The organism is Deltaproteobacteria bacterium, assembly GCA_019308995.1.
Taxonomy (GTDB): domain Bacteria; phylum Desulfobacterota; class Desulfarculia; order Adiutricales; family JAFDHD01; genus JAFDHD01.
Map to the genome: position 1 here is coordinate 1 of JAFDHD010000203.1, position 2,810 is coordinate 2,810.

Annotated in this window: 2 protein-coding genes; both read left to right on the forward strand. The window is 55.7% G+C overall.

The features are described 5' to 3' along the window. The coding region (locus tag JRI95_16880) for an adenine deaminase (protein ID MBW2063220.1) at positions 1-1,392 on the forward strand (1,392 nt) is incomplete at its 5' end. 163 nt (positions 1,393-1,555) lie between these two features. Then, positions 1,556-2,500 (forward strand): phosphotriesterase-related protein, encoded by a 945-nt coding sequence (locus tag JRI95_16885; GenBank protein ID MBW2063221.1) that lies wholly within the window; start codon positions 1,556-1,558, stop codon positions 2,498-2,500. The last annotated feature ends 310 nt before the right edge of the window (positions 2,501-2,810 follow it).

Here is a 2,810-nt window from a genome sequence, read left to right on the forward strand (position 1 = left end):
GTTCTGGGCCTGAAAGGCATTCGTTATATGCTCGACGCCAGCCAGGGACTGCCGCTGGATTTCTTTTTCACGGCCCCTTCCTGTGTGCCCGCGACGCGCCTCGAAACGGCCGGGGCCGAACTAACGGCTCAGGATTTACGAGCGCTCCTCGATGAGCCCAGGGTATTGGGGTTGGCCGAGATGATGAACTTTCCCGGAGTGATTATTGGCCGGCCTTCTGTTTTGGACAAGCTTGAACTGTTTGCGGCGCGGCCCAGGGACGGGCACGCCCCAGGGCTTTCCGGGCCTGATCTCAACGCCTACCTCACGGCCGGTATCGGGTCTGACCATGAGTGTTCCACCTTGACTGAGGCAACGGAAAAGCTCGCCCGGGGCATGCGTATCTTCATTCGCGAGGGTAGCACGGCCAGGAATCTTTCCGATCTTCTGCCATTGGTCAAGAGCGATAATATGCGCCGGGTCAGTTTTTGCACTGACGACCGCCTTGCCGATGACCTTATCGAGGCGGGCCACCTGGACCATGTCCTCCGGAAAGCAGTTGCCCACGGTCTTGCTCCAATCAAGGCCTTGACCATGGCCACGCTCAATGCGGCTGAGGCCTTTAGGTTGAGTGATCGCGGGGCCCTGGCGCCCGGGTTTCGGGCCGATATCCTGATTTTTAACTCCTTGAAATCTTTTGAACTTGACCGTGTCCTCAAAGATGGCTGTCTGGTTGCGCAAGAAGGTGAACTTAGAGCCACCCTGCCGCCTCCAGCAATGCCAGACTGGGCCAGTCCGATGAATATGGCGCCCCTGGATGAGGAGGCGCTTAAATTACGGGCCGCCGGGCCGCGTGTTCGGGTCATGGAACTGATCGAAGATCAGATCCTGACCGGCCATCTGGTGACCGAGACGCCGGTCCGGGATGGCTGTCTTGTCGCCGACCCGGACAGGGACTTGGCCCGGGTGGTCGTGGTCGAACGTCACCGGGCCACAGGCAATGTGGGCCAGGGCTTGGTCAAGGGTTTCGGTTTCAACAAGGGCGCCGTGGCCTCATCCGTGGCTCATGACGCCCATAACATCGTGGCCGCGGGTATGTCTGGCTCCGAGATTCTGGCAGCCATTGAGGCTGTGGAGCGGATGCGCGGCGGGCTGGCCGTGGTGATGGGCGAACAGGTCCTGGCCGAATTAAGCCTGCCTCTGGCCGGGCTGATGTCTTTGGCTCCGGCCCGGGAGGTGGCCGCGGCCGGAAAGAAGCTTAAGCGTGCGGCTTTAGAGACAGGCTGCCTGCTCAAGGATCCGTTTACAGTACTTTCTTTTTTGGCTCTGCCCGTCATCCCGAAACTCAAGCTCACCGACAGAGGTCTGGTGGACGTGGACTTATTTGATTTCATTGATCTTTTTGTTTCATAGGACCGGTAGGGCCTTGATGGCCGCGCCTGCCAGTAATCCTTTTTAAAAAGGTAATCCGCACCTTTTACAATACTCTTAAATTGACACCAGGCTCGGTCTCGGTTATGGTCCTGGTGCATGAAATTTTAAAGGCTAAGCAAACACAGAAAGGAGAGTTCTTGTCATGGCTATCATCAATTCTGTGCTTGGACCTCTTGATACGACCGACCTCGGCTTCACTCTGATGCACGAACACATCATGGTCGCCGCGGCCGGTGTGTATCAGGACTATCCCGAGCTTCTCGGCTCGAATCTCATGGACCTCGCGGTCGAGGGTCTGATAAAGGCCAAAGAGGGTGGAGTTGACACAGTTGTTGATCTCACGACCCTGGACCTGGGCCGGAACATAGAGTTACTGGCTGAAGCTTCGCGCTGTTCGGGTGTCAACATCATTGCCTGTGCCGGGTGGTGGCTGGACGTCCCGCGTTTTTTTGCCGGTGTTTCCGCCGATCAGATGGCCGGGATGTTTATTCGGGAGATTGAACAGGGTATCTCCGGGACCGATATAAAGGCCGGGCTTCTCAAGTCGGCCAGCGATATACTGGGCGTAACGCCGGACGCGGAAATCATGCTGCGCGGCGTGGCCCGGGCCCACCTCCGCACCGGCGTCCCGATCGCGCTGCATTCCTATTCACCGGGCCAGATCGGCCGGCAGCAGCTGGAGATCCTGAAAGAGGAGGGTGTAAACCTGAGCCGGGTCAAGCTGGACCATTCCAATGACACGACTGACGTGGAGTATCTGACCTGGCTTCTTGACCAGGGATGCTTTCTCGGACTGGACCGTTACCCGGGATGGAACGTCAGCCCGCTGGCCCGCACCAGGACCATGAAGGCGCTCCTGGACGCGGGGTACGCGGACCGGCTCTGTCCTTCTCATGACGGGAGCATCATCCGGATCATGGCGGCCAATCCTTTGATCTCGGAGGAGGAAAGGCTCAGGCGCAATCCTCATGGGTTTCTCTACATCAAAAAGGTGGTTTTCCCCCAGCTCCGCGACATGGGCGTTTCCGAGGAAGTGTTGAGAAGCCTGTGTGTGGACGGCCCGCGAAACTTCTTTGAAGGCGCTTGAGGTTTATTTCTGAGCAGTTATACCAAGTTGCATTCAAAGTTTATAAGCGCGTTCATACTAGTCTTGGCTTTATTGACATATGAAAGACCGGTTATAAATTTCAGGGCCTGTTTTCATTGCGAAGGATACTGAAAAAGTCATCAATGGTCATACCGGTTTATAGTTATCATAAAAATACGGGCGGGGATAAACCCCGCCCCTCAAGTTTGGCCTTTAACTAGATAATCTTTCCCTATTCAAATTATTTTTAGCGTCAACCCACATTTTTACTTGACAAATTTCAATTCTTCTCTTAACTAGTTAAATAACT